The sequence below is a fragment of the Desulfobacterales bacterium genome (assembly GCA_029211065.1).
Taxonomy (GTDB): Bacteria; Desulfobacterota; Desulfobacteria; order Desulfobacterales; family JARGFK01; genus JARGFK01.
In genome coordinates, this window is the sequence record JARGFK010000198.1 from 1 (window position 1) to 4,190 (window position 4,190).

Annotated in this window: 5 protein-coding genes; all 5 read right to left on the bottom strand. The window is 44.3% G+C overall.

Annotated features, from left to right (window positions below; all coding sequences use genetic code 11):
• Positions 1–261: 261 nt before the first annotated feature.
• Positions 262–1,212, bottom strand: a complete 951-nt coding sequence (locus tag P1P89_22435; GenBank protein MDF1594279.1) for a Gfo/Idh/MocA family oxidoreductase — start codon at positions 1,210–1,212, stop codon at positions 262–264.
• Between the two features lie 616 nt (positions 1,213–1,828).
• Positions 1,829–2,314, bottom strand: a complete 486-nt coding sequence (locus tag P1P89_22440) for a DUF3368 domain-containing protein (protein ID MDF1594280.1) — start codon at positions 2,312–2,314, stop codon at positions 1,829–1,831.
• Entirely contained in the window at positions 2,311–2,592 is a 282-nt protein-coding gene (locus P1P89_22445) for a UPF0175 family protein (GenBank protein ID MDF1594281.1), read from the bottom strand. The genes P1P89_22440 and P1P89_22445 overlap by 4 nt, the downstream gene beginning before the upstream one ends.
• A 972-nt stretch (positions 2,593–3,564) precedes the next feature.
• Entirely contained in the window at positions 3,565–3,780 is a 216-nt protein-coding gene (locus P1P89_22450) for a hypothetical protein (GenBank protein MDF1594282.1), read from the bottom strand.
• A 177-nt stretch (positions 3,781–3,957) separates the two neighbouring features.
• Positions 3,958–4,190: IS3 family transposase (locus tag P1P89_22455; protein ID MDF1594283.1), on the bottom strand; the 233-nt coding region annotated here is incomplete at its 5' end.

The window sequence follows — 4,190 nt, forward strand, 5'->3', positions numbered from 1 at the left end:
ATGTGGGAAAAATGCCAGATTTTTGTTCCCTGGCCGATCTCGCAGCCCTCGTCAACATATGTTGATTCGTGAACAAAATAGTCCATTATACCTCCAGATCGACCTTTACCACAGACCTACACGGACACCACTGACGTTTTTTTCTCTCGCAGAGGCGCTGAGACGCGGAGATTTTTTTATATTTTTTAATGATCCTTTGAGAAGGAAGGATCATCAAAATCAATCAGCCTGAGTTTATATTATACAGCTTATTCGGGTATTCTATCTAATCAATGGATGATTGCGACCTTTGCTTACTTTCTGTTCGGCCCCTCTGATTTGGTGGACAAGAGTGATAGAGGGCCGTGCATCTTCAATGCCGAAACCGCCGCCTGATAGAATATCTTTATAAACCAGGGTATGAAGATCTGTAAAACCGCCGGAAAACTCGATCTCTTCCTCATCAACAGTAATGGATCGAAATGTGGTGTTGCCGTTTCTTTTGGCAACATCCGGCAGATCATTTCGATCCGCGGAAAGAAACCATCTGACATTTGCCTTTTCAAGCTCAATAAAACCCGCCATTTTTTCTTCGTCTTTAACGTGAACTTCGTGACGGATCACTTTCCCGAATATCCAGATCAGCATATCAAAAAAGTGTATCCCGATATTGGTGGCGATGCCGCCTGATTTTTTCATATCCCCCTTCCAGGAGTGATGGTACCACTTCCCCCGGGAGGTGATGTAAGTCAGGATAATGTCGGATTTTTTAGCCGCCGTTGTTTTTTCAATTTTTTGCTTTAACGCTATAATTGATGGATGAAGCCGCAGTTGCAATATGTTGAAGATTTTTCCGCCGGTCTCTTTTTCGATTTCAGCCAGGGCATCCAGATTCCAGGGATTTAAAACCAGCGGTTTTTCACAAATCGCATCCGCGCCGATCCTAAGGGCAAACCGGATATGAGCGTCGTGAAGGTAATTGGGCGAGCAAATACTGACATAATGGATTCTTTTCTCATCTCCTAATCTTTTGAGCTTTTCGGCATGGCGATCAAACCGTTCGAATTCGGTAAAAAAATCGACATCAAAGGAAAAGCTGTCCAGGATGCCGACGGAGTCGGAACTGTCCAGCGCAGCAACGATATTGTTGCCGGTATCTTTAATCGCTTTCAGATGCTTAGGCGCTACAAATCCGGCAGCGCCGATGATGGCGAAGTTTTTTGGTTTTGACATTTTGAAAGGTCCTATTCATTCGTTCATTAGGGATGTGGATTCGAGGGACGTCCATTGGATTATTGGTTAATTTCTTTAAATTTTTCACCGCAAAGACGCCAAGGACGCGAAGTTTTTGCCCGAACCGGGTGCCGGCCCAAAGAGAACGGCCGCCTTCGGTTCGCCCAAAGGTGCCTGGATAGTTTCTTTCTGACAGGATTTTTAAGTCTATCCTTGCGTACTTGGCGTCTTGAGTGAGCATAGCGAACGGGCGGTTAAGGAATTTGAATTGCATATCTGAACCGCGAAGGCGCGAAGGACGCTAAGGGTATTTGAATCGTACCGACCCTGCAGGAGAGATGCAGTGCCCGGTACACAACCATGCCCTGACGGGCAGATTGCAGTTAACATACTCGTAAATTCGCGGGACGTTGTAAATTCGCGGGACGTTGTGGACGAAGCGGACAAACTTTTCTTAAAGGCCTGGAAGATATAGATATAGTAACAAGTAAATAGTAACGAGTAACAAGGACGAAATTCAGTGCTGAGTCACGAGGACTGAGACTGGGTTTGGACCTCTGCTAACGAAAAACTGTTTTGAGTTTTAAGTGTTGAATGTTGCATTTTGGATGCATCGTTATAACTCATTAACATTTTTCAAGACTTCCCTGTAGAAATTTTCTTTATAACGGATCCCCTGGCGGATCATTTCATCCAATAGTGGTTTGACTTCCTTAATTAACCCGGTCCTTTTCGCATGAATCAGTAACCCTACGGCGCCGATGATCGGCAGTCCCATCATGATGGCCACTTTTCTGGCCGTCAATTCATCGATTATGACCAAGCTGGCACCCAACTCCCTGGATAGAACGATGACCTCTGCTTCGCCTTTGTCAAGAGATGGGAGCAGCAGCTCAACGCCGTCCCGAGTCTTGACCTTTTTGACCTTTATCCAGTTGCTACGGTCGAGAGCAGGCACATCTGACCTTCCGTGCCCGTAAAGTTCTTTCTCAACCTCTTGCGGAATCGTGATCGTACCTGTGATTTGCCGGAATAGCTCCAGTCTGTTTATCCTTGAAAAAGCAATAATCGGCGTGGCATTAGAAACGATGATGCCTTTCAAAGTTTCAGCTCCTCAAGTACCTCTATGCCCTTCAACTCCTCTTTTAAGGCACTCTCGTCATAGTCAAAAACCACACACCCCTCTGATGCCAGATGATCCATGAAGTCAATACGATTCATTCCCGCGAGCTTTGCCGACTTTCCCAAAGACAGTCGCTTGCTCTTGTAATACTGGACAGCAAGTGAGCGTCTCATATCCGATTCTAATCCTCTCGCCCCTATCTTCAGGGATGCCAGTATATCAACCGGCACATTAAAGGTTACTTTTTCTGTCCTCATATTTGCCTCCAACTTTACAGCACTTTTTGGGTCCTTTAAATTTAGCGTTAAAAAGCCTGAATGCGGCCAATTCATCGGGACTTAATTGTAATATTTGATTTTCTATTTCTTTAATTGATTGCATGGTGCACCTGCCTTCATTTTTAATGAATTTATTTTACAGGTTGCTTCAAAATTGGTCAAGCAAAACAAAGGGGCTTCATTCTTGATATATAGAAATTGGGATTAGAGGTACATCCATTGGGTTATTGGTTTCTCACTTCTGATTGAAAAAGCTGTTAAGCAACGAAAATAGGTTCAACATTCAGGGTTATTGGTTACAGGTTTCTGGTTACTGGTTTTAAGAATTTGAACCGCGAAGGCGCAACGGACGCAAAGGGTTTGTTTAAGTTTTTTTCCTGATCGGGTGAAACGATCAGCAAAAAGGCTAACGCCTTTAAAGAGCTCGGAAATCGACATTTGGTCGTCCATAGCTTTAAAAAAAGATTGAACCGCGAAGGCGCAAAGGACGCGAAGTTTTTGTCCGAACCGGGTGCCGGCCGGATAAGAACGGCCGCCTTCGGTTCGCTCAAAGATGCCCATAAAAAATAAAGGAATAGCGGCAAGTGTCGAGGACTAAGGGCTGAGTAAGAAACAGATCTGACATACAGGCTGCATATTACGGTTTACGGATATTGAGGACAAAAATTTCAGGTCAGTAAACTTCTTCGTGGGTTCCAATCGTTTCCAGAAAAACTGCTTCCTGTTCTTGATGCTTTCCGAATCTGAATACTATTCTAAGGTCGTACCCCACGCTGCATGCCCAGGACCCGGCAAGTTTTCCCTTTAATTTATGTGTTTTAAGTTTGGGTTGAATGGCATTATCACATAGCTGTTCTAAAGCTAACCGTATATTTTCAGCATCTTGGGGCCTTTTCTTAATTACCGCTCTGGCAGCTCGAACAAACGCTGATGATCTTATCAATAAGCGCTTCAAGACAACAACTCATTCATGAGTTCATTTGGCGTCACCGGCTTGCACTGCCCGGCCTCATATTCTTCCCTTGCTTCCCTTATTTCCTGTGAAAGATCATCCCGGCGTCGCTCAATGATTCTTTTTGCCAAAATATCCCTTAATGATTCCTGATCAGCAATTGGCAGTTTGTCGGCAGCCTCTAGAATTTCACCGAAAGGTAGTGTATTTTCCATGTTTTTTCATGCTCCTATCGCTGGCAATTTTTAAAATGATATAGCAACAGGTATTGGCTGTCAATGTTTGTCAAAAGGTTTGACGGTTAAAGAATTTGTGTCTAAGGGGACGTTGGTGTTGAGCGTGCACAGCGAAAAAAGCTATTAAGTGGATTTTCCCGAAAAAAGTGGACACGGTCAAGCGCAAAGTTTCACTTTCTGTTTTTCATATTCAGCCGGGCAGAGATATCCTAATGTTGAGTGCCTTCTCTGCCGATTGTAGAACACCTCAATATATTCAAAAATGGAATGCAAGGTGTCCTGATGACCTTCGTAGCGTTCATGATAAACCAGCTCGGTTTTCATAATCCCGAAAAACGACTCGGCCACGGCATTGTCCCAGCAGTCTCCCTTGCGGGACATGCTTTGGA